The 26,881-nt window shown below is 69.9% G+C and carries 21 protein-coding genes and 4 pseudogenes; 17 read left to right on the forward strand and 8 right to left on the reverse strand.

Going from position 1 to position 26,881, the window contains the following annotated elements:
* Window positions 1-136: 136 nt before the first annotated feature.
* Window positions 137-1,096 (forward strand): pirin family protein, encoded by a 960-nt coding sequence (locus ABD323_RS14745; protein WP_344441982.1) that lies wholly within the window; start codon window positions 137-139, stop codon window positions 1,094-1,096.
* A gap of 201 nt (window positions 1,097-1,297) precedes the next feature.
* Here the strand turns inward: ABD323_RS14745 and ABD323_RS14750 are convergent, their stop codons facing one another.
* A complete protein-coding gene (locus ABD323_RS14750; RefSeq protein WP_344441983.1) occupies window positions 1,298-1,627 on the reverse strand; it encodes a hypothetical protein in 330 nt (109 codons plus the stop codon).
* Between the two features lie 230 nt (window positions 1,628-1,857).
* Here ABD323_RS14750 and ABD323_RS14755 point away from each other — a divergent pair, with 230 nt between their 5' ends.
* From ABD323_RS14755 to ABD323_RS46010, 3 genes and pseudogenes are all read left to right on the forward strand, one after another.
* Window positions 1,858-3,186 (forward strand): hypothetical protein, encoded by a 1,329-nt coding sequence (locus ABD323_RS14755; protein WP_344441985.1) that lies wholly within the window; start codon window positions 1,858-1,860, stop codon window positions 3,184-3,186.
* A 291-nt stretch (window positions 3,187-3,477) separates the two neighbouring features.
* A pseudogene (locus ABD323_RS46005) lies at window positions 3,478-3,600 on the forward strand (hypothetical protein); the annotation flags it as partial.
* Between the two features lie 83 nt (window positions 3,601-3,683).
* Window positions 3,684-3,809, forward strand: a pseudogene (locus ABD323_RS46010) (hypothetical protein); the annotation flags it as partial.
* A 107-nt stretch (window positions 3,810-3,916) separates the two neighbouring features.
* Here the strand turns inward: ABD323_RS46010 and ABD323_RS14765 are convergent.
* Window positions 3,917-7,735: a DUF4365 domain-containing protein gene (locus tag ABD323_RS14765; RefSeq protein ID WP_344441988.1), complete on the reverse strand. Its 3,819-nt coding sequence runs from the start codon at window positions 7,733-7,735 to the stop codon at window positions 3,917-3,919.
* 103 nt (window positions 7,736-7,838) lie between these two features.
* Window positions 7,839-8,095, reverse strand: a pseudogene (locus ABD323_RS14770) (ArsR/SmtB family transcription factor).
* Window positions 8,096-8,208: 113 nt separating this feature from the next.
* Here ABD323_RS14770 and ABD323_RS14775 point away from each other — a divergent pair.
* Together ABD323_RS14775 and ABD323_RS14780 are read left to right on the forward strand one after the other, a co-directional pair.
* A pseudogene (locus ABD323_RS14775) lies at window positions 8,209-8,424 on the forward strand (helix-turn-helix domain-containing protein); the annotation flags it as partial.
* A gap of 196 nt (window positions 8,425-8,620) precedes the next feature.
* Window positions 8,621-9,649, forward strand: coding sequence for an NAD-dependent epimerase/dehydratase family protein (locus tag ABD323_RS14780; protein WP_344441989.1), 1,029 nt, complete (start codon window positions 8,621-8,623; stop codon window positions 9,647-9,649).
* On the opposite strand, the gene ABD323_RS14785 is transcribed toward ABD323_RS14780, so the two are convergent.
* Entirely contained in the window at window positions 9,642-10,976 is a 1,335-nt protein-coding gene (locus ABD323_RS14785) for an NsdA family TPR-like regulatory protein (protein ID WP_344441990.1), read from the reverse strand. The two genes, ABD323_RS14780 and ABD323_RS14785, sit on opposite strands and share 8 nt — an antisense overlap.
* 534 nt (window positions 10,977-11,510) lie before the next feature.
* Between ABD323_RS14785 and ABD323_RS14790 the strand changes: the two genes are divergently transcribed.
* The 7 genes from ABD323_RS14790 (at window position 11,511) to ABD323_RS14820 (ending at window position 19,901) form a co-directional block, all read left to right on the forward strand.
* Complete coding sequence (locus tag ABD323_RS14790; protein ID WP_344441991.1) at window positions 11,511-11,966, forward strand: ATP-binding protein; 456 nt, start codon at window positions 11,511-11,513, stop codon at window positions 11,964-11,966.
* A 189-nt stretch (window positions 11,967-12,155) separates the two neighbouring features.
* Window positions 12,156-13,385, forward strand: coding sequence for a methyltransferase, FxLD system (fxlM, locus tag ABD323_RS14795; protein WP_344441992.1), 1,230 nt, complete (start codon window positions 12,156-12,158; stop codon window positions 13,383-13,385).
* Between the two features lie 46 nt (window positions 13,386-13,431).
* The gene (locus ABD323_RS14800; RefSeq protein ID WP_344441994.1) at window positions 13,432-13,596 is read left to right on the forward strand and encodes an FxLD family lanthipeptide; all 165 of its coding nucleotides are present in this window, start codon (window positions 13,432-13,434) and stop codon (window positions 13,594-13,596) included.
* Between the two features lie 132 nt (window positions 13,597-13,728).
* The gene (locus ABD323_RS14805) at window positions 13,729-16,746 is read left to right on the forward strand and encodes a lantibiotic dehydratase (protein ID WP_344441996.1); all 3,018 of its coding nucleotides are present in this window, start codon (window positions 13,729-13,731) and stop codon (window positions 16,744-16,746) included.
* Window positions 16,743-17,948 carry a lanthionine synthetase C family protein gene (locus tag ABD323_RS14810; RefSeq protein WP_344441997.1) on the forward strand — a complete coding sequence of 402 codons (1,206 nt, stop codon included), beginning with the start codon at window positions 16,743-16,745 and terminating at the stop codon, window positions 17,946-17,948. The genes ABD323_RS14805 and ABD323_RS14810 overlap by 4 nt, the downstream gene beginning before the upstream one ends.
* A 17-nt stretch (window positions 17,949-17,965) precedes the next feature.
* Window positions 17,966-18,778, forward strand: coding sequence for a thiopeptide-type bacteriocin biosynthesis protein (locus ABD323_RS14815; RefSeq protein WP_344441998.1), 813 nt, complete (start codon window positions 17,966-17,968; stop codon window positions 18,776-18,778).
* 70 nt (window positions 18,779-18,848) lie between these two features.
* Window positions 18,849-19,901 (forward strand): hypothetical protein, encoded by a 1,053-nt coding sequence (locus tag ABD323_RS14820; protein WP_344441999.1) that lies wholly within the window; start codon window positions 18,849-18,851, stop codon window positions 19,899-19,901.
* Between the two features lie 45 nt (window positions 19,902-19,946).
* Here the strand turns inward: ABD323_RS14820 and ABD323_RS14825 are convergent, their stop codons facing one another.
* From ABD323_RS14825 to ABD323_RS14840, 4 genes are all read right to left on the reverse strand, one after another.
* Window positions 19,947-20,564 (reverse strand): hypothetical protein, encoded by a 618-nt coding sequence (locus ABD323_RS14825; protein ID WP_344442000.1) that lies wholly within the window; start codon window positions 20,562-20,564, stop codon window positions 19,947-19,949.
* Window positions 20,561-21,778, reverse strand: coding sequence for an MAB_1171c family putative transporter (locus ABD323_RS14830; protein ID WP_344442001.1), 1,218 nt, complete (start codon window positions 21,776-21,778; stop codon window positions 20,561-20,563). The genes ABD323_RS14825 and ABD323_RS14830 overlap by 4 nt, the downstream gene beginning before the upstream one ends.
* 5 nt (window positions 21,779-21,783) lie before the next feature.
* On the reverse strand, window positions 21,784-22,359 hold the full coding sequence (locus ABD323_RS14835; protein ID WP_344442002.1) for a hypothetical protein: 576 nt from the start codon (window positions 22,357-22,359) through the stop codon (window positions 21,784-21,786).
* Between the two features lie 258 nt (window positions 22,360-22,617).
* Window positions 22,618-23,067, reverse strand: coding sequence for a helix-turn-helix domain-containing protein (locus ABD323_RS14840; protein ID WP_344442003.1), 450 nt, complete (start codon window positions 23,065-23,067; stop codon window positions 22,618-22,620).
* 445 nt (window positions 23,068-23,512) lie between these two features.
* On the opposite strand from ABD323_RS14840, the gene ABD323_RS14845 reads away from it, so the two are divergent.
* The 4 genes from ABD323_RS14845 to ABD323_RS14860 all read left to right on the forward strand — a co-directional run.
* A complete protein-coding gene (locus ABD323_RS14845; RefSeq protein WP_344442011.1) occupies window positions 23,513-24,562 on the forward strand; it encodes a hypothetical protein in 1,050 nt (349 codons plus the stop codon).
* The gene (locus ABD323_RS14850; RefSeq protein WP_425555992.1) at window positions 24,562-25,269 is read left to right on the forward strand and encodes an ATP-binding protein; all 708 of its coding nucleotides are present in this window, start codon (window positions 24,562-24,564) and stop codon (window positions 25,267-25,269) included. Before ABD323_RS14845 ends, ABD323_RS14850 begins: the two co-directional genes overlap by 1 nt.
* 109 nt (window positions 25,270-25,378) lie before the next feature.
* The gene (locus ABD323_RS14855) at window positions 25,379-25,951 is read left to right on the forward strand and encodes a WhiB family transcriptional regulator (protein ID WP_344442007.1); all 573 of its coding nucleotides are present in this window, start codon (window positions 25,379-25,381) and stop codon (window positions 25,949-25,951) included.
* A partial coding sequence (locus ABD323_RS14860) for a DUF2637 domain-containing protein (protein ID WP_344442009.1) occupies window positions 25,948-26,881 on the forward strand: 934 nt, incomplete at its 3' end. The genes ABD323_RS14855 and ABD323_RS14860, both read left to right, overlap by 4 nt.

Below are 26,881 nucleotides of genomic sequence, written 5' to 3' on the forward strand. Positions count from 1 at the left end.
GCCCCGACGCCCGCCCCCCCGGCGGGTGCGCCCCCTGCCCCCCCGCCACCACGCCGGCCGGCCCCCCCCCCCCCCCCCGCCTCCCGGCCGCCGGCTCCCGCATTCGACCGGCGGTCGCTGCGGGTACGGTGGGCCGGTGAGCAACCTTGATCCCAAGCCCGTCGCGACCCTGTGCGGCGGCGATGCGAGTGCCGGTCCGGTCCGCGAACTGATGGCGGGTCGGACCGTGCAGCTCGGCGAGAGCACCCAGGTCCGGCGCCTGCTGCCCAGCCTGGGGCGGCGGATGGTCGGCGCCTGGTGCTTCGTCGACCACTACGGCCCCGACGACATCGCCGACGAGCCCGGCATGCAGGTCCCGCCGCACCCGCACATGGGCCTGCAGACCGTCAGCTGGCTCCACGACGGCGAGGTCCTGCACCGCGACAGCCTCGGCAGCCTGCAGACCGTCCGCCCGCGCGAGCTGGGCCTGATGACCTCCGGCCGGGCCATCTCGCACTCGGAGGAGTCCCCCCGCTCACACGCGCGCCTCCTGCACGGCGCCCAACTCTGGGTCGCCCTGCCCGACGCCCACCGCCACACCGCCCCCACCTTCGAACACCACGCCCGGCTGCCCGAGATCACCGCCGCCGGCCTGCACGGCACCGTCATCCTCGGCGACGTGGACGGCGCGACCTCACCCGGCACCGTCCACACCCCCCTGGTCGGCGTCGACCTCACCCTCACCGAAGGCAGCTCCACCCGCCTCCCCCTGGAGCCCGACTTCGAGTACGCCGCCCTGTCGATGACCGGCAGCGTGGACGTCGACGGCGTCCGGGTCGAGCCCGGCTCACTCCTCTACCTCGGCTGCGGCCGCCACGAACTCCCCCTGCGGGCCCACACCGACGCCTCCCTGCTGCTGCTCGGCGGCGAGCCGTTCGAGGAGCGGATCGTGATGTGGTGGAACTTCATCGCCCGGACTGATGAGGATATCAGGCAGGCGCGTGAGGACTGGATGAGCGGCACCCGCTTCGGCGAGGTGCACGGCTACGACGGTGCCCGGCTGGCTGCTCCGGAGGTACCCCAACTGCCCCTGAAGCCACGGGGACGCGTGCGCTGAGCTGGGGCGATGAGCGGCTGACGTGTGGGTGCGGGCCGCGGTGGCCCGCACCCACGGGGGTGAGTGGTCGGCCCCGACCGGAAGCTCTGGAGAGCCGGTTGGGACGCCCAGCTCGGCTGGCTTCGATTCCCGTCTGTGGTCATCTTCAGCAGGGTTTAGTCAGACCAATGCTGACTCAATGCTGACTTCGCTGACGGTACGTCAGGTGAGGTCTGGCGCGCTGAGCGCGAGGATCGGTCGAGGTGGGGCGGCCCCGAGCCTCGTCCCGCTGCGCCAGTTGTCGGCAGGCGGGTTGCTCGTGCGGCCGGATGGTGCTGGCGGGCCGGCGGGGATCTGTTCCTCGGACGCCGTTCCTGGTGAGTTGTTGAGTCCCGACAAGGACTCTCGGCACCGGTGGGTGGCCGGGTGATGCGGGGCCGCGTGGCTCAGCGCCAGCTGCAGCATGCCGGTGACCAGCGGCGTGCCGTAGAACGATCCGTCGGCGGACTGGACCCGCTCCGGAGCCACCACGGCCAGGATTGCCCCTTGCATCGCCCCGCTCCTGCCGGTTGCGTCGAAGCTCTGCTGCAGCGTGTCCCGTCCTGGTCCACCGGTCGCCGGCTACCGCGCCGTCCTCGTGTCACCAACAGCGGTCGCCACGGAGCCGTTCGGTGGAAACCCGAGGTGGTTCGGCGGCGAACCTGCGATTCACACACCCAAGAGAGGCCCGTCGTCCCGCATCCTCGGAGTACCCCGATACCCGCACGCGTCCCGGAGCCGCCATGCCCCCGCCTGCTGACCTGCCCCAGTCCCACCGCCGGTGGAGCGGCCTGCAGATCGCCCTCGCGGTCGCGGCTGCGGCGTTGTTCATGGTGGCCGGAGTCGCTGCCGCGGGGATCGACGGGCCAGCGCACGAGGTGCTCCAGCACGGTGGGCAGCTCGCGGTCGTGCTGGGTTGCTCGGTGGTCGGCCTGTCCCTGGTGGCGTGGCTGCTGCTGTGGCCCAGGGCAGCCAAACCGTCCTCGCTGGGCTGGTTCAGCGCGACTGTGAGCACGCTGTGCCTGCTCGCCACCGTCTTTGTCTGGGTATCGGTCGCCGCCGACGACACCGTCGCCGGCGCGCCCGGCACCGTGGTCACCTCCCAGGACCAGAGCACCGACTACCTGCGGTCCGAGCAGCGCGACGGCATGCAGCAGATCCCCACCGGTGTGATGATCCAGACCGCCCAGTTCACCGACGCCAACAACGTCCGCCTCACCGGCTACCTCTGGCAGCGCCTGCCCGCCTCCACCGACACCAAGACCGCCGCCGTCGAGCTGCCGGCCGCCGTCGACGGCAGTGGCATCGGCGAACAGGTCTACCTCCACCCCAACAACGACGGCACCCAGACGGTCGGCTGGAAGCTGCGCACCACCCTGCGCGAGACGTTCGACTACAGCCACTACCCACTCGACAGCCAGGTCATCTGGGCGACCATGTGGGCCAAGACCCCCGGCACCGTCCTGGTCCCGGACTTCGCCGCCTACCCGCCCTGGGAGCCCGAGCAGAACCTCGGCCTCTACACCGGCATGGTCACCGGCGAGTGGCGCACCCACTTCACCACCTTCTCCATGGGCGAGGCCACCACCCGCACCACCATGGGCAACCCCAGTGCCACGCCGGAATCGACCATCGCCGCCCTGCACTTCTCCACCGGCATCACCCGCGAGTTCCTCAGCCCGCTGCTCGACCGCCTCATCCCGCTCATCGTCATCACCCTGCTGGTCTTCGCCTCCCTCTTCGTCGTCACCACTGATTCCGACCGTCGCTCCCTGGCCGGCTTCTCCACCTGGACCGTCATCGGATTCTGCGGCGCCATGATGCTCGTCGTCGCCGTCCAGCACAGCTCCCTGCGCTCCAGCACCGGCTCCACCGGCGTGGTCTACGCCGAGTACTTCTACTTCATCCTCTACCTGGTCATCGCCCTGGTCGCCTTCAACGTCGTCGAATACACCTCCACCCGCCGCTTCGCCTTCCTCGACTGGAACGGCAACATGGCCGCCCGCCTGCTCTACTGGCCCATCGTCACCGCGCTGCTCCTCGGCACCACCGCTGCTGTCTTCCTGCTCTGACTCCCAATCAAGCTACGAGGTCGCGGCTTCGGGCGGGGATTCTGTGCTGTTGCTGCTGCGAAGCGGCCCATCATTCGGACGAGTGGCGCGAGTTCTGGGCTTTCTTGCGTCTGATCCGCCCGAGGAGTTGGGACAGTGGGCGTGTCAGTCGACAAAGGCACGCCCCCAGGGGCGACCGCAGATCCGGCTGGCGACGAAACACATGCAGCCGTCGTTGCGGACGGCGTGCCCACCACATCGAGGAGTTGTCTGTGGAGGTCCAAAGTCACGACGTCGGGAACCCGGACTGCCGTGACCCCGGCCCCCCTCAACGTCTCGGGCCTCAATGCGGGCCACATCACCTGGGGTGTCCCCGTCGCGGGCGGAAAGAGCGGCTACTCGTTCTCCGGCGGCAAGATCGACGCGGAGACCGACGGTTCAGAGATGACACTGGGCACCTTCACCCACCAGAACTTCCCCATCATGGCGGCGGCATCAACCAGTTCGATGTCGATCTCGTGGTCCGCATCCGGTTCGAAGAGGACGACAAGGACCGCGACTTCAGCTTCAGGTTCCACCACTTCGAGACGCCCAACGACGGCCCCACGCCCGATGACGAGGTCGATCTGCCCACGCGGGTGTCCCCGGAGAGCGTGACCATCGACGGCGAGAAGTACGCTGCCGTGATCACCGGCTTCGCGGAGCGGTGCAGGAGATCGGCGCGCTGGTGGGCTGACGCTTGGCGTCACTGCTACTCCCGAGGGTGCTCCGGCAGGGCGGCCTCGATGATGGCTGTGGAGATTGACTCCCCAAATCGCTGTCGGCCGGTCAGCTGCTTCCAGAGCGCTGCTCGTACGCGGCCCCGGAAGCCGTGCCCGTCGGGGAGCCACTCAGTCTCAGCTTCGTCGGACTCTGCTATGTGGTGGCGCCGAGCAGCAGATTGGACACAGACGTCCAGCGATTGCAGGACAGTCGGCCAGATGGCCTCCACGGGTTCGGGGCCGACCCCGACCGTCAACAGGGTGAAGGCCGTGAGAGCGGCCAGGACATCGGCGACCTGTCCTGGCAGGACGAGTGCGCAGCATCCGTGTGCTGCTACCGCGTACCAACTACCTAGTTGGTCAGGCGCGGCGTTCCAGACTTCGGCGGCGAGCGCGGCCCACAATGGCTCGCCGTCGGTTGAGGCCCAGATGCCGGGGCGAGCGAAGAGTACGGCCGCGCAACCGGCCTTCCAGTCGTCATCGCGAGCCGCCCCGATGAGGTCGTCTGCTTGGACGGGCAGGTCGACGACGTAGGACTTCATCAGAGTGAGGATGTCGTCGTGGCAGCGCTCGGAGGTGAAGTCCGGATGTGCGGGATTCTCGGTGAGAACGTGCAAGAGAGCGACGGTTCCGAAGGTGGGGACTCCTGCACGGATGAGGAACTGGCGCAGGGCCGCGTCGTCGCACCAGAGCGCTGTTCCTGTGTCGAGCGCGTGTTGGGCGGCTGCCAGCCAGGCATCCTCGACGCGGGCTTGGTTGACGGGGAGGCCCACTATGGCCCGCACTGCATCGATGTTGGGAACGTCGACCGTGTCGAGGGAGGAGGCAAGTCGACTGAGGCCGGCAGCACGTTGTGCGAGTTCGTGCTTGCTCTGGTCGGAGGGATCAGTGACCCGCAGATGTCCACCGCGCACGCCCAGATGTCCTGACGAGCGGAGGATGCTGTCGATGGAGTAGCAGGTGTTGACGATGTCGTCGTAGGCCGCCGTTGAGGTGGGGGCGGTCGCGAACACGGCACGCAGCTGCTCGAACCGGCCAGGGATGAGGGTGGCAGTCGCGATGGCACTGATGTCGAGGGTGACGGTGGCATTCAGGGCAGCGCGGGCGGCTTCGACCTCTGCGGCTACATGCACCGGGTCAGCGCTGGCGGCCGGAATCAGACCGGGGAGGACTTGGACGAATGCCAAGGCCACAGGCTGCGATGCGAATCGTGCGGCCATCCCCATAGGCGCGACACCGATGCGGACTGCATCGACTACCGCATCCATGACGTCCTGCTGAGGCCCGAACGTTTGCTCTGCAAGACGCGTGAGTGCTTCGACTGTCGCGGGCACAACCTTCAGCGCGGTCCCGTCGGGCGGGATCTGCGACAGTAGCTCCTGCAGCCTCTCGCCCAGAGCTTGAGGAAGGACAAGTGGCTGCACGGCGAGCTGTCCGGTGGCGCTGTCGATCTGTGATCCAGTGTCCGGTGAGGGACCACCGGTGGCATACAGAACCCGGCCGAGAATGGTTCCGGACACCTCAGGGTCGCCGCTGAAACGCTCGGCGAGATCCAGGGCAAGCATTGCCTCCGGGACGGACCAGCCCTTCCAGTCCACCGCGGTGAGCCAGAGCCCGACGTCGGTGGTGCTGCGCACAGGCGGGGAAAATCGTGCGTAGGTCCGCCAGAGCGCGTCCAAACGGCGGGCGCCGATCTGGGCGCGCATCGCTGCCCAGACGAAAGCGACAGCCATACTGGGGAGCTCTGGGGGCTCGGTCGTCCCGCTGAAAGCGCCGTAGCGAGTCGGAAGGTTCTCAGCGAGACCCGCCAAGGCATGGTCTTCCATGTCGATCCAGTCCTGCCGCGCAAATGCCCATTCGACGACGCGTTGACGCAGCTCCAGACGTGAGTCACGGGGAAGGTCGGGACGTGAAAGGAGAGTGACGGCGCGCAGACGAGCCTCCTGCGGCTGCCCTGCCAGACTCCACAGGTGAACAGCGAACTGTCGCAGTGTCAGGTCGCCGAACCGGCTTCCGGCTCGGTCCGCTGCGTGCGCTGCGGCCTGAAGGTCTCCCGTTTGCTGGTAGAGCTTGATGAGTTCGACTGCAGCAACGACGTTGGCGGCTTCACACCCACGCAGGCGTCGGATTGCAGCCGCCGTGTCGCCTTGAGCCGCTTCAGCACTCGCGTGCCGGGCTTCGTAGACGGCAGCAGCGATCGCTCCTTGGTCACGCAGTTCATCAAGGGCGGGGACGGGCCAGATGCCGAGCATCGTCAGCGCTATCGTCGCGTTGAAGCGTTGATCATCGTCAGTGGCCGTATCCAGTGCGTGCTGCCAGGCTGTCACCCGGGTCGCTACCGGTACGTCCGAGCTCCCGGACAAGGCGACAGCGGCCAGTTGGGCCTGAGCGCCGGGGTCGGTGAGAGCGGCGGAGAGCAGGCCGGCTTCTTCGTCCAGGCCCGTATGGATAGCGATTCGGGCGCCTTCGAGCAGGAGCGGCTGGAAGGACGTCTCCGGTCCCTCGGCTTCCCCCTTGGGCGCTGGAAGAGCGGTCCGGAGTGCGGAGGCAGCGTCATCGACCAGCACGCGTGCACGTAGAAGACTCTGTGCTGCCTGTGCGCTGGGTCCGTGCCAGCGGCGGAAGTCCGCTCGGGCGGCGGTCGCCAGGCGCAGGGCGCGCTGGGCGTCCAGGAGCGAGAGTGCCGGGGAGCCCGATGCGCTGTGGCGCAGTAGGACTTCGGCGAGGACGTTCTGCAGGGCCGGATCGCCGGGGGCCAGGCGGAGCGCGTGCTCAAGTGCTTCGACTCCCGCATCCTGGCGCTGGGCTGTCAGGTAGCTGTCCGCGATGAAACGCCACACATTGGAGTCCTCGACGGCAGGGTCGGCATTCCGCAGTGCCTGGCTGATCTGCTCGGGCAGGTCAGCGGGAGGCTGACCGTTGGAGTTGAGGACCGTCTTTGCGATGCATGTGAGAAGGGGGTAATCGGACGCAGAGGCGATGAGACTCGGGGCGCGGTCGGGAGCATGGACAGAGGCGGCGATCGCAGCGAGTGCCCAGAGGCGGCCGGCGTCACCGATGTGTGCGCGGGCCGCCTGCTCAAGTGCCGTGACCGACAATGCGCCCAGCTGATGGGCACAGGCGTAGGCGGCCACGCTGTGCCAGGCCCAAGAGGCGTGGGCCTCGGGGAGCTGCTTCATCCAGCGCGGTGGCTTGCTCAGCAACGTCGTCACAGTGACCACAGGGTCGGCAGCGCCGGAGAGCAACTGGGCCAGGCGCAGCGATGCCGGCTCGGCGCTCTCGTCTGTCGCACGCGCGCGTTGCAGAACGTCACCGGCGTCCCCCGGGAGGCGGTCGACCGCCTGACGGAAAGGGTCTGTAGCAGGGGTGGGGCGGGCCGGCGCTGCGAGCGATTCCTCAGCCTCGCTGTTCAGTTGCTGCCTGGCGGGCACCAGGATCTTCCAGTTCTTGCCGGTGTGGACCAGCAAGTCTCTGGTGATGTGCTGCCAGTACACGGTGCACGTGTCCGGGTCGAAGAGCATGACCGCCACCGGGAGGGAGTGGTTCAGCCAGTAGGTGGCGTGCCTGTCGTCGACAGGGAACCACCAGCCGCCGTCGGTGGGCTTGTTGAAGAAGCTGCGGCCTGACTTGATCTGCACTGCCAGGAGCCGGCCGGTTGCCTTCCCGGCCACGACTACTTCGAGGTGGGCGTCGATCCCCATGTCACTCTGTGCCTGCTCCCGGCACAGCCAGCTCAGCTTGGCTGCTGCCAGATAATTGATCATGCCCACGCCGGCTTGGTCGACGTTGTGGGTATCGCGTACCTTCATCGTTCGAGCCTCCGCTGTCTACCGTCGCTGACACACGTGGGCTCTCCCAGCGCCATGTGGCCATCCTAGGAGCCGGGTACGACAGACAGGTCCTGCTGGAAGCTCAGAAGTTGCCCTTGGGCAGGCCCGCCATTGTGGCCAGGGCCTGCGGCGCGGCGCTGTAGTCACCCAGGTCCCCCGCCGTTGCGCGGTCAGGACTCCCGCTTCGCGCAGCTTGCGTAGATGGTGGCTGACGGTTGGCTGGGAGGCTCCGACGTCCTGGATATCGCAGACTCACGCCTCGCCGTCCGGATGCGCGGCGATGCGAGAGAACAGCCTCAGTCGGCACCCAACCCGACACGCTCGCGCTCCTGGAGGCAGCGAGACAGTCTCGGCGACGGGTGAAAACTGACCGCTGAACGGCGCGGATCAACGGTGACCCACCTCGCGATCGTCTGATCATCCTGATCTTCATTGAGGGTCAGGAGGAGAGGGTGCTTTCCGTGGAGGACTGGGCTGAGATCCGTCGGCTGCACCGGGCCGAGCACCTGCCGATCCGGGCGATCGCCCGGCATCTGGGCATCTCGAAGAACACGGTGAAGCGGGCCCTGGCCACCGATCGGCCGCTGGTCTACCAGCGCCCGCTGAAGGGCTCGGCGGTGGACGCGGTCGAGCCGGCCATCCGTGAGCTGCTGAAGCAGACCCCCACGAAACGTCCCGGACATCCGCGATGCATTGCCCCATCTCAGGGTCGATCCGGGTACTCGACGCCCCCTTGCGTCGCAGACGTTGGTGTCCACGACAGCCTCGCGCATCAGGACGGACTGCTGGGGTATGCGCCGCGCCCTGACGTCGTTCGCTGGCCGGGCTGGCGTGTCGCTCGAGGGGCGCGGCAGGATCGGTGGCATGAAGCTTCTGGTGTTGGGTGGGACGTGGTTTCTGGGGCGGGCGGTTGTCGCCGGGGCACTCGCGCGGGGGTGGGAGGTCACCACGTTCACCCGCGGGTGGTCGGGGGCGCCGGTGCCCGGTGCCGCCGTGGTGCACGGGGACCGGACCGATGGGGCGGACGTTGCCCGGCTGGCGGGGTTGGGGCCATGGGATGCCGTGATCGATACGTCGGCTTCGGAGTTGGCGCCGCGGACCGTGTTGATGGGTGCGACCGCGTTGGCGCCGGTGGCCGGCCGCTATGTGTTCGTCTCGACGGTCAACGTCTATCGGGGTTGGCCGGACGAGGCGTTGTCGTTGGAGTCGGAGGTGCTGGACGGGCCGCCCGAGGCCGATGAGGAGTACGGCCGGCTTCCGGCGGACTGGACCGGGCCGGATTGGTACTACGGTCGGCAGAAGGCCGGCGCCGAGCGGGCCGCGGTGGCCGCTTTCGGCGCGGGGAGGGTGTCGCTGCTGCGGCCCGGGGTGATCTTGGGTCGGGGTGAGTACGTGGGGCGCCTGCCGTGGTGGCTCCGGCGGGCGGAGCGGGGTGGTGAGATCCTCGCGCCAGGTGATCCGGCGAAGTCGATCCAGCCGGTTGACGTCCGGGATGTGGCCGCGTTCGCGCTCGACCAGTCGGTGGTGTCCGGGGGCCAGGTGCACAACCTGGCGGCTCCGATCGGGCGCGAGACGATGGGCGGGTTCCTGACGGCCTGTCTGGAGGCCACGGCGAGCACAGGTCGGTTGACGTGGGTGCCGGACGAGGTGTTGGTGCGCAGTGGTCTCAGGCAGTGGAGCGAGATCCCGCTCTGGCGTACCCACGCCGGGGTCTGGAACATCGACTCCACGTCGGCGTTCGACGCCGGCTTCCGGAGCCGTCCGCTGCGCGAGACCGTTGCCGACACCTGGGCGTGGCTGTCCGAGGGCAACTCGCCCGTGCCGCACCCGCGGTGGGCCGAGCACGGGATCGCCGCCGAGAAGGAGCGCAGCATTCTGGCCGGGATCAGCTAGCCCGGTCGATGGCCGGCCGGATGGTGGCGGGGCCGAGAACGCGGGGTGCCGCCACGGCGGTGTAGTCCTCGATCTCCTCGGCCAGGGCGCTCGCCATCGGGGTGCCCTGGAAGGCCGGTCCGACGAGCTCGCGCCGGACGGCGGTGATCCGATCGACCAGGGCGGCGCCGCGCCACTCGCGGGGGAGTCGGAGCACGGGCTGCAGGGTCTCGGCGGCGGCGTCGAGTTCCTCGCGGAGCAGCAGTGCCATCGCCAGGTCGGTGGACGCCTGTGGGGCGACCACGATCGGCGTCGTGCTGTCCTGGTTCCGGGCGATCAGTTCCAGCGACCGCCGGGCGGAGGCTCCCGCGCCGGCGCCGTCGCGGATGAGCAGGTAGGTCGCGCTGTTGGACATGGCGACGCGCTCGGGACTGAAGGCGAACTCGCCGGCGATCTCGTCGTGGAGTTGGTCGCGGGCCGTTCCGCGGTCCAGCAGGCTGAGCTGGATGGCCTGTTGGGCGTCCGGGACGCGGCCGAGGTGGGCGTAGGCACGGGCGGCGATGGCCGCGAGTCGGGCCTGGCCGGTCGCGCCGACGCCCTCGAACTGCTGGGCGCGCTGGACCTGGCGGACAGCCTGCGTCGGGTTGCCGCTCCAGTACGACAGGATCGCCAGGTACCCGTACGCGTAGGCCTGCAGCGGGCCGTGCTCGGCGACCTGCCCGTAGAGGGCGGCGGCCCGGAGCAGTTCCACGGCGTTGGGGAACGAGCCGAGGTCGAAGGCGCAGGCCCCGAGCAGGGCGGATGCCTGGCCGGCCACCAGGAGCAGCCGGCCGCGCTGCGAGAGGATCTGCGTCCTGTCGAGCATCGTCGTCGCGAGCCCGAGCAGTTCCTTGGCCTGAACGTAGACCAGGTGCGGGGGAGTGTTGGTGTGTGCTCGCACCAGCCGGACCAGGTCGTCCTCGAGCTGGTCGAGGCTGAGATCGGGAAGCACGTGCGCGGCTGCGTCGCTCGCGTGCGCGTGGGCGTCTCGTGCGGTCATTCGTAGGTCACTTTCATCGAACGCGGGTGCTGGTGCGATCACCGCCATCTGATCGCCGGAGAGCGGTGCGAAGAGTTGCGGCAGCGGGAAGTTGAACATCCGTTCCAGGATCTGCGGCGCGGGATCCCGAGGCCGGCCGGAGTCCCCGCGCTTCCAGCGCAGGAACGTCGCCTCGGTGATCGACGCTCCCCGGACCGTGGAGTCGCCCGTCTCCTCGAACAGGAGCTGCCCGGTGCGGCCGTACTCCTTGACGAAGGACCGGTAGGACATGCCGCGCTGGCTGACTAATGCTCCGAACAACGTCGTCATCGGCCCGGTCCTTCTGCAGGCTGCGAAATGCTGTCCCCCTCTGCCTACCAGCTGGCTCGCGGATCGCACAGTCCCGCCCGCGAAGTGACGGCCGAGTGACGCCTCTGTGCCGCGCGTGTCACCTGATGGTGGATCAAATGACGGTACGGGTGATGTGGTTCTGTCGCGGCGCCGGCGGCACGCTGTGATCTCCGCAAGTCCCACCAGTAGCTCCGGGTGCGTCCAGCCATCGCGTCATGAGATGGCCGGCCACTCCGTCTGCCGGGAGAAGGGGAGCATCGTGATCGCTGTTGACCAGGTCGGACGAGTACGGACCCTGGTGCGCCTGGCGCTGGGGGTGGGGATGGGCCGAAGCAGGTGCCGCACGTTACGTCCGCCCGGCCGGCCGAAACCGCAGGCAGCGGGGAGCGGCCGACCATCGCCGATCGGGAGGCTGCGGTGAACCAGCCGGGAGCACGGCCCCGTGATGGGAGCGAGGGGTACCTGAGTGCGGGTCGTTCGCTCCTTCGGGCCCACCGGCCGGCCGACAGCGCGATGGCGCCGCACGGCGGGCGCGGGGACACGGCGTGGGGAGGGCCGGGCCCGCGTGAGCGGCTCTACGATGCGTCGGCCGACGAGCTCGAGGTCCGCCGTATCCGCCACTGGCTGGTCGACCTGGCCGGTCGCTGGTGGCCTGGGGCCACCACCGGCGAGCGGGATGCGTTCGCCATCGTCGCCGCCGAGCTTCTCGCGAACGTCGTGCGGCACGCACCGGGGCGGGTGCGGGCGGCGCTGCTCGACGCGGGAAACGGCACCTGTGTGGTGGCTGTCGCCGACCAGAATCCGGTCGGTCCAGCCCAGCGGAGTGCGGAGCCGGGCGAGGCCGAGTCCGGCCTGGGACTGCTGCTCGTCCAGGAGCTCAGCACGGCCTGGGGCTGGCACCCGGTCATCGGCGGCAAGGTGGTGTGGGCCCACCTGTCGATGAGCGGCGGCGAGCAGATGCCGGCCTGAGCGGGATGCGGTGGCGTCCGATGGAGTCTGCCGGCGTTGGGAGTCGAGGGCTGCCTCGTTGTCCCGGTGAGCAGCGGGCGTTCCCAGCCGATCCCCAGCTCACCCGTATCATGCGGTACTTGATCAAGATGTATCCAACTTGCCTTATTCATTTGGCAGTTGATGAGATGATCCAAGGAAGAGAGCTTCATGTCGCAGATGGACTCCAGCACCGTCGCCGGCTCCCCGGAGCAGCTTCGGGAGGCGATGGTCGGAAAGCTGCTGAATGAGAAGGCCGTGCGCAGCGCCGCGGTCGAGGGCGCGTTCCGCGCAGTCCCTCGGGACCGGTTCGCCCCTGAAGCGACGTTGGAGGCGGCCTACGCCATCGACGTCGTGATCACCAAGCGCGACGAACGCGGCCTCGCGGTCAGCTCGGTGAGCGCCCCGAACATCCAGGCGCTCATGCTGGAGCAAGCCGACCTGAAGCCCGGCATGCGGGTGTTGGAGATCGGCAGCGGCGGCTACAACGCGGCGCTGATCGCCGAGATCGTGGGCCCCGAGGGCACGGTCACCACGCTCGACATCGACCCGTTCGTGACCGAGCGGGCGAAGAGCTGCCTGCTCGACGCCGGGTACGAGCAGGTCCACGTGGTCCTGGGCGACGGCAGCGCCGGCTGTCCTGGCTTCGCCCCGTTCGACCGGATCATTGTGACGGTGGGCGCGTGGGACATCCCGCCGGCCTGGGTGGACCAGCTGTCCGAGGACGGCCTGCTCGTGGTCCCGCTGCGCATGCGCGGCCTGACCCGCTCGTTGGCCCTGCGCCGCACCGGCCTTGTGCTGGTCAGCGAGTCCGCCGAGGTGTGCGGATTCGTGCGGATGCAGGGGAGTGACGCCCACGAGGAGCGGCTGGTCCAGCTGGCACCCGGGGAGGTCGGACTGCGCATCGACGAGATGCAGCCGGTCGACGCTGATCTGCTGGACGGTGTGCTGGACACGCCTCGCGTCTCGCTCTGGACCGGGGTGACCGTGGGGCGTGGCGAGCCGTTCGACTCGCTCTACCTGTGGACGGCGAGCGTCCTGGCCGGTCACTGCTTCATGTCGGTGGATCCGAGTACCGACACCGGCCGGACGATCCCGGCGAACAAGCTGGCCTGCCCGGCGGTCGTCGACGGGGCGTCCTTCGCCTACCTGGGGCTGCGCAGGATCAGTGAGGACGGCGAGCCGCCGACCTTCGAGTTCGGTGCGCACGGCCACGGCCCCGACGCGGGCCGGCTCGTCGAGGCGCTCACCGCGCAGGTACAGGTCTGGAACCTGGAACACCGCCACGGCCCCGACCCCGTATTCACCGTTCAGCCCGTCGAGGCCCCCGCCGAACTGCTCCCGAGCGGATCCGCCGTCATCACCAAGCGCCACCGGCGCATCACGATCTCCTGGCAGTGACCTGCTGCCGGGTACCGCACACCATCACGTTGAGGAGGGAACGATCATGAGCGTGATCACCGAAGGGCCCATCGCCGGCTCGGAGTTCGACCTGGACCCGACGATCGTCGAGAGCGGCGACCCGGTCGCCAACCTGCTGCGCAGCACCGACGACAACTGCGGTAGCACCTGCTCGGGCAGCGCCTGCGCCAGCGGCGGCGCGAACATCTGAAGCCGCCGTCCCTGAAGGCCCGGTGGGCGCCTGTCGTACAGCCGCCCACCGGGCCTTCCCATCTCTGGATCCCTTGGGGGAGTGATCGTGTACCGCTGCGTTGACGCGGGATTGGTGCGGGCAACAGCCCTGGTGGCGACACCGTCCGGCTGGCCGGATCTGACCGGCGACACCCGGCACCAGCAGGAGCAACGCCGTTGCTGGCTCGAACTGGTGTGGTCCGATGCCCGGTTCGCCGATGCCGTCGAGCTGGCGAGCCCGCAGCTGGCCCGCCACGTCAGCCTGGTGATCACTGGGCAGGAGACCACCGTCCGCCGGGCCCGGCGGACCGTGCTCTCCGTCGTCAGGTACGTCCTGCGGGCGCAGGGGCGGGCCACCCCGTTCGGCCTGTTCGCCGGAGTCGCGCCGGTGCGCCTCGGTGCCGCATTCAGCGTCCGGAAGCGGGAGGAGCGGGTCCGCGTACGGCCGGACGCTCGCTGGCTCGGTGACGTGGTGCAACGCCTGGAGGCCCTGCCCGAACTGGCTGCACGGATCCCGGTGATGGCGAACGCCCAGTGCCGGGCGGAGGCCGGCCGGGTCACGGTGCCCTGGCGTCAGAACCCCGACGGCGGCGAGCCGGTCCTGGGGACGGTCCGGCACACCACCGCGGTGGACGTTGCGATGCGGGCGGCGAGGTCGCCGATCGTGCTCGGCGACCTGGCGCGCCGGGTGGTTGAGGCGTTCCCCGGGGCGGCTGCGGGGGCGGTCCATTCGATGCTGACCGGGCTGCTCTGGCAACGGATCCTGCTCAGCGCCCTGCACCCGCCGATGACCGCCACCGACCCGCTCGGCCACATTCTCGCCATCCTCGACCAAGCCGACGTCGCAGGCGTTGAGGAAGCCGGAGTGCTGCTGCGGGAGTTACGCGAGATTCACGGTGACCTGTCCCGGCACAGCCGGGCTCCCGAGCTCGAGCAACGGACCGCCCGGCAGCGGGCGGCGGCGCAGATGAGCAGGCTGACCGGAACGGATCAGCCGCTCATGGCGGACCTGCGGCTCGGCTACGAGATGGTGCTGCCCGAACAGGTCGCCCGCGAAGCCGAGCGGGCCGCGTGGGCGCTGACGCGTCTGAGTCCCAACGTGGCGGGGAACCCGGTCTGGTGGGACTACCACGCCCGCTATCTGCTGCGGTACGGCAGCGGCGTGGCCGTCCCTCTCACCGAGATCACGGGCGAGAACGGACTCGGTCTGCCCGCCCGGTTCCGCGACTCACGGATCGAACTGCCTGGCCCCACCCACACACGGCGCGATCGGCTCCTGCTCGCGATGGCCCAGCGCGCCGCGATCGAGGGCAGCGGCGAAGTGGTGCTCGACGCGCCTGCCATCGAGGCGCTGGCCGGGGGCCCGGCTCCGGAGCGGGTCCAGCCGCATGCCGAGATCGCCTTCCACCTCCACGCCCCGACGGCCGGCCACCTCGACCGAGGGGACTTCACCCTGACGATCACGGGGGCACCGCGTGCGGCCGGCACCACCGTCGGCCGGTTCCTGGACCTGCTGGAGCCGACCGATCGCCAGCGGATGACCGCCGTCTACGCAGGGCTTCCCACCCTTGAGCCCGGCGCGTTACCGGTGCAGGTGTCAGCCGCACCGCTCTACCGCCGGGTGGAGAACGTCTCCCGCGCCCCGGCCGTCCTGCCCCACGTCCTGCCGCTGGCCGAACCCCCGACCACCGACACCGAGACGATCGCCCTGGACGACCTCGCGGTGCAGGGAGACGCCAACGGCCTGTGGCTGGTCCGGGTCAGCGACGGGCGCCGCATCGAGCCACGGATCCTCAACGCGGTGGAGTTCCGCCGCACCGCACAGCCGCTCACCCGCTTCCTCTGCGAGATCACCAACGCCGGAACGCCGACCTACACCGGCTTCGACTGGGGCGCGGCCGGCCGGCTGCCCTTCCTCCCGCGCCTGCGCTACGGGCGCACCGTGCTGGCACCGGCCCGCTGGCAGCTGCCGGCCACCGAGCTACCGGACCGCCGGGCTGACTGGCTCCAGTGGGAGAAGGCCACCCGGGACTGGCTCAACCGATTCCGCGTCCCTCAGGTCGTCCACCTTACCGAGCGCGACCTGCGGATCCGCCTCGACCTGAGGGAGGCCGCCCACCTGGTCCTGCTGCGCGAGTACCTCTCGCACGACGACCTCGCGGAACTCAGTGAGGCTCCGGCCGACGAGGACAACAACTGGCTCGGCCGCATCCACGAAATCACCCTGACGCTGGCCGCGGACCGACCAGTCCCGACCCCGGCGGTGGTCCGGCCGAGCACCCGGCCGCGCGTGGCCGACCGCAACGAGGAGCACCTGCCCGGCGCCTCCCCGTGGCTCTACGCCAAGCTCTACGCACACCCAGCGCGTCATGACCACCTGCTGATCCGCCAGGTCCCCGAGCTGCTCGCTGGATGGGCCGACACCCCGCAGTGGTGGTACCTGCGCTACTGCGATCCGGAGCCGCACCTGCGCCTTCGTCTGCGACTTCCCGACCCGGACGCTGCCGTCCTCGCTGTCCGGCGGCTCGGCATCTGGGCGAAGGACCTGCGCGATGCCGAGCTGATCAGCCACCTGCAGTTGGATACCTACCGGCCGGAGACCGGACGCTACGGCGCCGACGAGGCGATGACGGCGGCAGAGGCGGTCTTCGCGGCCGACTCCCGGGCTGCCATCGCCCAGGCCCGCCACGCCGCCGAACACGGCCTGGCGCCCGCCGCCGTCACCGCAGCGTCGATCATCGACCTCGGCGCAGGCTTCCTCGGCAGCGCTACGGCCGGCAACGCCTGGCTGCTCAGCACCGCCACGCCCACCAGGGCACGACCGCTACCGCGCGACGCGCTACGACAGGCCCAGCAACTCGCCGACCCTGCCAGGACTCTGCTGCGCTCCACATCCAGCGGCCGGGAGGTCGCCAGGTCCTGGCAGGCCAGAGCCGCCGCCCTGACCCGTTACGCCACGCTCCTCACCGCCGACCCCTCGCCCACCACCGGGGCAGTGTTGAGCGACCTCCTCCACCTGCACCACCTGCGCACCCACGGCGTCGACCCCGACGGCGAACGCCTCGCGCTGCGCCTGGCCCGCGCCGGTGCCCTGAGCCGGACCCGACGCGTCGAAGGAGCGAGCGAGTGATCCGCGCCTACCGGGTGGCCACCCTCATCGCCGACCGGCTGGCCTGGCCCACCGCCGTTGCCGCCGGTCCGTTCATGGGAGCACTTCCGCAGTCGTTGACCAAGGGCACCGCCGGAATCGCGCTGCTCCACATCGAACGCGCGGCCACTGGCCATGGCGACTGGGACACCGTCCACCGCTGGTTGACCGCCGCCATGCGCACCCCGGTCACCTCGGACCCCGCGACCGGTCTCTTCTACGGCGCCCCGGCGATCGCCTTCGCCGTCCACGCCGCCACCATCGGCCCCGGCGCCTACACCCGAGCCCTGACCACCTTGGACGGGACGGTCGCCCGGATGACCAACCAGCGTGTCCGCGACGCGAACGCCCGCATCGACCGCGGCGAGCACCCGCAGTTCGCCGAGTACGACCTGATCTACGGGTTGACCGGCCTCGGTGCCCACTACCGGCTCATCGAGCCGCACGGCCAGCTGCTGCGCCGCATCCTCGCCTACCTCGTCCGGCTCACCGAGCCGCTGCCGGACGGGCTGCCCGGCTGGTGGACCGACCTCGCACCGTCCGGTGACCTGTCGCCCAGCCACCCCGGCGGCCACGGCAACCTCGGCATGGCCCACGGCATCACCGGCCCGCTCGCCCTCCTCTCCCTGGCCCTGCGCGACGGCATCTCCATGCCCGGACAGCCGCAAGCCATCGAGCGGATCTGCGGCTGGCTGGACTCCTGGCGCCAGGAAGGGGACCACGGGCCGTGGTGGCCTGAAGCGGTCACCCTCGCCGAACACCGTGACCACACCACCCGTCAGAGCGGCCCGCTCCGTCCGTCCTGGTGCTACGGCACCCCCGGCATCGCCCGCGCCCAGCAACTCGCCGGGCAAGCCCTGGGCCAGCCCGGACGGCGGCAGCTGGCCGTCGACGCCATGGCCGCCTGCCTGGCCGATCCGGCGCAGACCAACCAGGTCATCGACCACACCCTGTGCCACGGCAGCGCCGGCCTGCTGCAGACCGCCCGACGGATGGCCGACGACTGCGGCGAGTCCGCCATCAGCGATCGCCTGCCGCGGCTCCTGGAACAGTTCCTCGTCCACGTCCCCCAGCCGATCGCCCCCGGCCTCCTGGAGGGGGCCGCGGGACTGGCTCTCGCCCTGCACGCCGCCGACGGAAGGCCGCCCGGCTCGCCGTGGGACGCCTGCCTGCTCCTCAACTGACCTAAGGACAAACGACGATGACCGAACCGACTGGGCCCTGGCGACAGGTGAACCTGCACTTCGCCAACTGGCCGGACGTCGAACAACTGGCCGCCCGCCACCTCCTGCCCGCGCTGACAGCCGCCCAGGGAGCCGGAGACCTCACCGGCTGGCACTTCCTGCGCAAGGCACCCTGCTGGCGGATGCGCTACCGGCCCCGCGAGAGTGCAGCCCCGATCCGTGACGAGCTCGACCCGATCCTGCGCACCCTCCACGCCGCTGGGCACCTGTCCCGCACGGTGGAGGTCGTCTACGAGCCCGAGACCCACGCCTTCGGCGGGCCGGCCGCCATGGACATCGCGCACCGGCTCTTCCACCAGGACAGCCACGCGATCATCGACTTCCTCTCCCACCCCCGCGGCCCACGAGACCACCGGCGGGAGGTGTCGATCCTGCTGCTCGTCGCCTTGATGCGTGGAGCCCGTCAGGACTGGTACGAGCAAGGCGACATCTGGGCCAGGACCGCCGCCAACCGGCCACTCGACTCCGCGGACCCCGACCGGCTCGCCTCGCTCCGCACTTCGCTCACACCGTTGCTGGCCGCCGACACCGGTCCCGCCTCCCGCCTGCTCACGGCCGGCCCTCTCGCCTTCGCCGCCCCCTGGTTGGCCGCTTTCCAGCACGCCGGACAGCAACTCCACCAACTGCACGACGACGGACGGCTGGCCCGAGGACTGCGTGCCGTCCTCGCCCACCACGTGCTCTTCCACTGGAACCGCATCGGCATTCCGCACCGAGGCCAGGCGTTGATCGCCCGCGCGGCCCAGGACACCGTCCTCGCGGAGAGCTGAGCCCGTGCACCCCCAGGACCTGATCACCCGCTTCCCGCTGGTTCCCCGACCACGGCCCTCCTGCCCGCCGTTGCCCGAGCGCATCCACCGCCTCTCCGAACTCGCTCGCCGAGCCGACGAGGAGGGCAATCTCACCAGCGCTTCGGCGACCTTCAATCTGGCCGCTCTCATCGCCTCCGACGTCGGTCTGCCCCGGCTCGCCCGGCAACTCTGCCGGCGGCACTCTGACCTCTACCTGGCGCTCCGACCCCTCCCCGGCCAGGCCGCCTGCTACGCCCTGGAACCGCTGCTGAACCTTGCGAATCAGTACCTGCGCGAAGGCCGCGGCGGTCGCGCCGTCCAGTTGCTCGACGATCTGGACGAGGCGATCTCCTCGCGCAGCGACATCGTGATCGGGGACATCCCCGTGCCGGCCGCCACGCTCACCGCTACCGACGAGGCTCACCGTCACGTCGTGGAGTGGATGCACCACAACCGCATCGTCGACGGAGCCCGCGCACTCGGGCGGGCCGGGCGATGGCCCGAGGCGAGCGCCAGGCTCCGGCAGGCCGGCCTGATCGGCGACCGGATCTTCGAGGGCCGCCAAACCGCCGTCATCGCCCGGGCGGCGCAGGACGACCACGCCGGGGCGACGGCACTCCTGAACCACACGGTCATCGAGGAAGCCTGGGAGCGCGCCGTGGTCTCCTGCCTCATCGTCGTCTGCCGCACTGGTGGCAGTGCCAGGAACGGGGCCGCCGCCGTGACGGCCATGCTGCGCGACTACCAGGGCATCGACGAGACGACGGAGAAGCCGCTCTTCCGCACCCGCCTCGGCCTGGCGGTGATCGACACCAGCGGAATCGGCAGCCGTGCCGCCCGCACGGTTGCCCACAACCTGATTGCCCGCACTGTGAACGCTCAGGACGGCTACACCTCGCGAGCGGTGCTGGCTCACCCTGCCTGCGGGATCCTGATGAGTGATCAGCAGCGGGACGCCCTGACCGCTGTGATCGACACCTCTGGATTGGGAGCCGGCAGGCCGCTCCCAGCTGACTTGGCGGCAGAACTGACCGATGCTCTTGATCTCGCCGAGACCGTCATCGTACGGACCGCAGGCTCCGGCCAGGCCGATCAGCGTTGATATGGCGGGTCTTGGCGTTCGCCGCTCGCTGGATCGAACCGCGGCTCAGCGCAGGAGGGCGAAGGTGAGGGCCGCGGTGCCGCCCAGGGCGGTGCCGGCGAGGATCTGGGCGATGGTGTGGGCCTTGAGGACGATGCGGGACCAGCCGATCGCGGCGGCGAGCAGGACGGTGGGGAGCATCCAGGGGCCGAAGGCGAGCAGGAGGATCATGACGGTGCCGCCGGCCACGGAGTTGTGGATGGAGATCTGCCAGCCGGTCGTGACGAGCAGGGAGGAGACGAGGCCGACGAGCATGGCGACCACGAGGGCGGAGACGTCGGAGGGGGCGCCCAGGACGTAGAGCAGGGTGATGCCCACGATCACCGAGACGAGGCTCAGCGCCATGGGCACGACGCGCTGGCGCCGGACCCGGATGTGCTTGTCGGTCAGCTCGCCGCGCTTGACGCCCAGCAGGACGATGCTGATCGGTATCACCCCGCAGAACAGCGCGGCTAGCAGCCCCCAGCCCAGGCCGGCCCAGGAGCGCGTGCTGTGCCAGCCGACGAGGAGCAGCAGGGTGATCACGAGGTTGGCGGGCGCGAGGACGTCCGTGGTGATCCTGGCCGCCTTCTGTGTGGGGGTGCAGTCGGCGAAGGCGGGCGGTGCGGGCGGTGCGGACGTCATGAGGTGGCTCCGGATGCAGAGGTGCTGAGTCGCTCGAGGTGGGTGCGGGCGAAGGTGTGGGCGAGGTCGGAGAAGTAGGCGTCGGACAGCGCGAGCAGGACGGCTGCCTCGGTGTCGAGGTCGGCGCCGGACTGGGCCGGCGCTTCGAGGGTGCCGGCGGCGGTGGGGCCCGCGGCGTGGGCCTCGCGCGCTGCTCGGATCCAGCAGGCTTCCGCGGCGATGCCGGCGGCCGGGCCGGTGATCCCGGCGTCCTCGACGTAGTCGGCCGCGCGCAAGCGGACCGAGACCGGCGCGGCGCCGTTGAGGATGAGGATCGCGTCGCGGATCTCGATCGTCCGGCGGTACAGGCGGTCGTGGACGCCGCGGAGGCTGAGGAACTCCTGGAGTCGGTGCTGGCGGTGCCCGTAGCGGATGTGCGGTGCGGTCTCGCTGAGGTGGTCCCAGAAGGGGTGGAGCTTGACGAGGAGTCGGTGGTGTCGAAGGGCGGCACGGGCCTTGGGGTAGGTGGGCAGGGTGCTGCCGACCGAGATGAGCAGGATGGGAACGAGCGCGAGGAGGCGGTTGAGAAGGGTGTCCGTCCCGGCTGGGATCGGGTGGATTCCCAGCCGGCCGCAGAAGAGCATCGCGGCACGGTGGAGTGTGTAGAGGACCCCGATGCCCGTGCCGGCACAGATCAGGGCCAGACCGCGGCGGAGCGAGACGGGTCCCGGGTGCCGCGACCAACGCCAGGAGAGCCGGGATGCCGCCACCATGGCCCAGCCGAAGTAGCTGGTCCAGGTCAGCAGATAGGCCAGGACCCAGGGGTCGTTGGGGTAGGCGAGAAGCAGATCGACGGCTTCGTGGGGACGGTCAGCGGCTGTGAAGAAGGCGATGATCATGCCGATGGCGGTCGCGGGGACGGCCACTCTGGTGCACATCATCGCCTTGCTGGAGGAGGTCGTCGACGAGCTCGCCACCGTGTCGGCGAGGAATACCAGCACGAAGGCGGCAGCCGTGATGGCCGAGGTGTGCTTCAGCAGCGCCGCGAAACTGTTGATTCCTGACGTGCGGTCAAGCCATCGCGCGGCGGAGTCGTTGGCGAAGCACATTTCAACGGCGAGGACGAAGAAGGCTCCCCACAGGGGACGTTTTTCTCTGTGTTGCCACGCTCCGGGCGCGCGCCAGATGGCGATCGCCCACAGCGTGATGCAGAGGCTGAGGTTGATGACGGGCATGTCGACTACTCGATGAGGGCATTGATGAGGTGGTTGGCGAGGGGGTCCGCCGGGTGCCTGGTGGCTTCCTCGACATCGCGGATCCGGCGCGCGATCAGGCCGGCGAGTCCCTCGGCGGCCTTCTCGTCCGCGTGCGTGTAGCCGGTGCGCCCCAGGAGACTGATGATCCGGTTCAACGGGAATCCGGCCCACTCCTCGACGCTGAGCACCTCGGCGAGGGCTCGGCGGCGCCCGTCATCCAGGGCCGGCGGCTCATGCTCGTCGGTCGGCAGGCACGAGTGCCCGAGCAGCATGTGGCACAGCTCGTGCAGGATGATGTGAGCGCGGTGCAGGGGGCTGGTCGCGTTCTCCACGAAGATGTGGTCGGAATGATCCAGGGAAATCCACGCACCGCACGGTGCCCTGTTGGGCGTTCCCGTGTGTTCCATCCCGTGGATGTGAATGGGCCTGCCGCGTCTGACAGCAATGCTCGCGCACAGGTCTTCTATCGCAAACGGAACTGGTATGTCGAGACTGGCCACCAAGGCGGAAGAGCTGGCGGCGATTCCGCCATCCTGGCCCTTCTTGCGCCAGTTCAGCATGTGTTTCTTCCCGTTCTGAAGTGCCTTCCGTATCCCCCGAATTTCGGCAGTCAGAGCATAGGACAGCAGGTGGGGCGCCAACTGTGAGCGGGGTAACCATTGCCACCTGTGCGACTGCGGAGAGTTAGCGCGCGACGCGTGTGGGAGCTCCGAGTTTGCTGTTCCCCGGGCCTGCAGTAGCTCATAGTGATAGGCCGCGTTATTCGAACGTTATCTGATCCCATATCAGGCGGCCGCGAAGCCTCCCTCGTCAAACGCTCAACTACTCCGCGTCGGGCCCTCTTCGAGCCCTTCGAGGGCTCTCGCGCGTTCGATGAGGAGGGCGATCGTGTCGAGCGTGGCCTGCGACAGCCCGTCCGCACGCAGGGCCAGGTTGCGCACCGACGCGTCCTTGACGAGCTGTTCGAGATCCTCGGTGGTGGCCGGTGTGGTCGGCTCCGGGGTCGATGGGGGATCGTCGTCGATGAAGTAGCTGGCGCGCACCCCGAACGCCTTGGCCAGCGCTTTGAGCGTCGATGCCGTCGGGTTGTCCTTCGCGCCGCTGCGGAGCTTCTGGATCAGGCTGGCGCTCACTCCCGCCGAGGGCTCGCCCGCCTGGGTGGCGTACTCCAGGGTTCGGTCGGCCACCTCCTGGTTCGTCAGCTGCCGCCCCGCGGGGTGCGGACAGGTGTCGAAGAGGTGGTTGAGTCTGAGCTGGATGGCTCCCATGGTTGCTCCATCGTGGTGCGGCGATGAGCACACTCTAGTCCGTCGCTCGGTGCCCGCGGGATGCGCGGCGCACTTTAGTCTCCTCGGGCGACGTACTTTAGTGTACGTTGATCGGGATGAAGGTGCGCACCATAGTCCGTAGTCCCTGGTCAGGGGCTCGGGGGAGGCGTCTGTCGATGTAGTGCCAGCACGAAACGAGACCGGCGCCCTGGAGCTACCAACTCCTGGGGCGCCGGGGCCGGCGCCCCGAGGGTCACCGATTCACCTCTCGCGAGCAGCGGGGCTTTTGCACGAGAACCGCCGCTCACATTCCTACGAACAACGGAGTATCGCATGCTCGCCATGCCGAGCGGAGCTTTGGCCTGCCCAGGCGCCGCCAACCGTCGACACCGCCGTGAAGTACAGCTCGCCGACCGGCTCGGCGCGACCGTCCGGAGCCGCTGACATGTCGCGGATCCGATCGGTCAAGCCGGAGGCGTACACGTCCGAGACACTCGCCGAGCTGACCATCTACGCCGAGCGGACGTTCATGGGTCTGGCCACCGAGTGCGACGACCGGGGCCGGCACAAGGACCACGCGGCGATCATCTACGGCAAGCTCTGGGTGGTGCGCGCCGACCAGACGCCGGTCGACGTCGAGGACCACCTCATGCAGATGGAGCGTGTCGGCCTGATTCACCGGTACACCGGCTGCGACGGCAAGCGGTACCTGCACTACCTCACGTGGGACCGCCACCAGAAGATCGACAAGCCGAGCCTCTCCCGGCTGCCGGCCTGCCCGCACTGCCCGCCAGAGCGCTGCGGGTCCTGCAAGGGTCCGTGCGTCCAGCGGGCCGCGGTTTCCCCGTCGGATTCCCTCCGCGTCGAGGCAGTCTCGTCGAGCCCTCCCCGAGGATTCGACGAAGCCTCTGCGAACTCCCCGGGAGCCCTCGACCAGCCCGTAGAGCCCTCACCGGCACCTCCCGCCGCAGCGCTACCTGCCACCGGCGTCGCGCCGGACACCCTGCTCGGCCTCGGCCAGGAGCCGGTCAGTCGACCGAGGAAAACCGCAGCTCAGGCGGCCTTCGCTGAGGCTTCTCCGAGGGCTCCCCGAAACCTCCCGGAGTCCTCGACGCCTGGATCTAGGATCTTGGATCCTGGATCTTTTTTCCCTACGGGGCGCGAGGCGCCCGACGCCATGGTCTCGGCCAACCAACTCGTCGGCGAGTACGTCGCCGCCTGCGCCGAGCGTCCGCCGGCCAGCGTGCTCGCCCACCTCGGCAAGGTCGTCAAGAACCTGCTCACCGAGGGCATCGCGGCCGAACACGTCCGCGTCGGACTGCGGCGGTTCGCCGAGATCCAGGGCCACCCGTCCCGGCTGCCGAGCCTGGTCAACGACGCCATGAACGCACGGTCCGCCGGCTTGGCGCGGCCGGGATTCCGGCCTGACCTGCCCGCTCACCAGGCGTGGACCAACCCGGTCGACGCTGCCGCCGCCTACGCCGAGGAGCTGTGATGCGCCGCAACCGTGACCCGCAGACCCTCGCCGACAGCACCACGGTGCTCGACCGGATGGCCCGAATCCTCGCCGCCCGCGGCATCGACCAGGCCACCGTCAACGCCCCGGGCGCCGGCACCGAGGCGTACTCGCCGCTGGAAGCCCTGTCCGCCGGGATGCCGCCGCGCTACCGGGACGCGGTCGCCACGCACCCGCAGGTCCTGGCCTGGGCGCGACAGGTCGCCGACCAGGCCGTCGCCCCGAGCACCGGCGCCCGCCGCCAACTCACCACCGGACCGAGCCTGCTGATGGCCGGGGTCGTCGGCGCCGGGAAGACGCACCAGGCGTACGGCGCGGTCCGCGCTCTCGTGCAGGCCGGCATCGGCGTGCGCTGGCGTGCCACTACCGCCGCCGACCTCTACGCCGAACTGCGGCCCAGCTCCGGCACGGACAGCGAGCAGGTGCTGGCAGGCTACAGCCGGGTGCCGCTGCTCATCCTCGACGATCTCGGCGCCGCCAAGTCGAGCGAGTTCGTCGAGGAGCAGACCTACCGGCTGATCAACCGCCGGTACAACCACTGCCTGCCGACCCTGATCACCACCAACCTGGCGATCGGCGCACTCCGCGCCTACCTCGGTGACCGGGTCGCCTCACGCCTGCGGCAGATGACCACCCAGGTCGAGTTCGAGCCGGTCGACCGCAGACGCCACCAGCGCGTCGCCTGACCCGCCCCTGCCCGGCCGCGCCCCGGCGCGCCGCCCCACCCTTCACCGACGAGCGCACCCTCTCCGCCGGCGTCCCCTCGCGCGCGGAGAGCGATCGGAGCAACCCCGCATGACCACCACGACCAGCCCGGCCCGCCCTGCCCGCTACCGGTCGCTCGGCGACCACACCTGGCAGGACCGGGCCGTCTGCCACCCCAGCGAGTACAACCCCGTCGACCCGGAGACCTTCTTCCCCGAACCCGACGAGACCGAGAAGATCACCACCGCCCTGTCGCTCTGCGGCCAGTGCCCCGTCCGCCTCGCCTGCCTCGACGCCGCGCTCGAAGGCAACGAGACCCACGGCATCCGGGGTGGCCTGACCCAGGAGGAACGAGCCCCCCTGCACGAGAAGATCGCTAAGCGCCTGGACTACGCCCGCGTCAACGCCACCCTCGCAGGGCGCGACATCCACCTCACCAAGGCCGAGCGCCGCGCCGTGGTCCTCGCCGGATACCGCCAGGGCGTGACGGTCCAACGCCTCGCCCAGCTCCTGAAGATCACCGAGGAGCACGCGACGAAGCTTCTGCGCGAGACCCGCCGAGCCATCCGCAACCGGGAGCTCCAGCAGGCGGCGAGGGCCGGCAAGCGATCCTGGGCCATCCAGGACCGCCTGGAGCGCGACGACTTCGGGACGGCAGCATGAGCACCGCCACCGTCACCGCGACCTCGCCGGGCACAGCGCACGTCACCGGCTGGGACCGCGCGGTCGTGATCGCTCTCGGTGGCGCCGGGTGCGCCCTGTCCTTCAGCGCGCTCGAGCAGATGGCCGTCGCCATCCACGTCCGGGGCTTCCTGGCCGGCCTCTTCCCGCTGGTCATCGACGGCTTCATCGCCTACGGCGTCCGCGCCCTCCTGGTCCTGCGCGACGCCCCGCTGCGAGCCCGGTTCTACGTGTGGACGCTCTTCGGCGCGGCCACCGCCACCAGCGTCTGGGCCAATGCCCTGCACGCCGTCCGACTCAACCAGCAGAGCACCTCGGACAGCGGCCTGCGGCTCGGCGACACGGTGGTCGCGGTCCTGTCCACGGTCGCACCGCTCGCCCTGGCCGGAGCCGTCCACCTCTACATCCTCATCGCCCGTGGGCCGGTCACCGGCGCTGACTTGGTCAGCCCGGGTGACCGCGGTCAGGTCACTGCTCCCACTGACCGGGACGAGCCGGTGCCCGCCGTGACCGGGGGTATGGACAACACGCAGCTGACCGCCGGTCAGCCGGTCAGCGGTCAGCTGGTCAGCGGTTGGGTCACCGCACCGGTTGACCGGCCGACGCTGACTTTGGCCAAGCCGGTCACCGTGACCGACCCCGCTGACCTGGGCGGTCAGTTGGACAGAGCCTCGGCGGTCGGTGACCGACCGGCCGGGGAAGGGCCGGTCACAGCCCAACCGGTCAGTGTCCGGGCGCCGGCAGGTCAGTCGGTCAGTCTCCCGGTCACGCAGCCGCCGGTCACTGACCCGGCTGACCGGGAAAGCAGTGACCGGCGCGCTGACCCGGACACCGAGGAGCTGCTGGAGATCGCCCGCGAGGCGGTCAGGGCGGAGGACAAGCTGACCCGGAAGGTGGTCGCCGGGGCGATCC

Origin of the sequence: Kitasatospora nipponensis, from assembly GCF_039528135.1 — a bacterium.
In the GTDB taxonomy this organism is placed as follows: Bacteria; Actinomycetota; Actinomycetes; order Streptomycetales; family Streptomycetaceae; genus Kitasatospora; species Kitasatospora nipponensis.